This is a genomic window from Pseudonocardia sp. SID8383, from assembly GCF_009864975.1.
In the GTDB taxonomy this organism is placed as follows: Bacteria; Actinomycetota; Actinomycetes; order Mycobacteriales; family Pseudonocardiaceae; genus Pseudonocardia; species Pseudonocardia alni.
Genome location: NZ_WWFY01000646.1, coordinates 1 through 324 on the forward strand (window position 1 = coordinate 1; position 324 = coordinate 324).

Here is a 324-nt window from a genome sequence, read left to right on the forward strand (position 1 = left end):
TCGGGGCGGCACCGCCGTCGCGACCCCGACGCCGTCGCCGCGGAGCTGGCCGGGGTGGTCGGCGAGCTGGTCGCGGACGCGCCCGGAGCGGTCGTGGCGGTCGGGATCGGGGTCGCGGCGACCGTCGTCGACGAGTACCTGGCCGAGACGGGCGGCGGGCAGGGCTGGAGCCCGCTCGACGTGCGCCGGATCGGCGCCGGGCTGGGCCTGCCCGTGCTGGTCGGCAACGACGCGAACCTGGCCGGGGTCGCCGAGGTCCGGGACGGGGCCGCGGCCGGCGCGGGCACCGCGCTGTTCCTCACCGTCGAGGTGGGCATCGGCGGT

At 79.6% G+C, this 324-nt stretch carries 1 protein-coding gene; it reads left to right on the top strand.

Going from position 1 to position 324, the window contains the following annotated elements; all coding sequences use genetic code 11:
- Window positions 1-324, top strand: a 324-nt coding sequence (locus GTW08_RS15765) for an ROK family protein (protein ID WP_161152130.1), incomplete at both ends; no start/stop codon positions are given.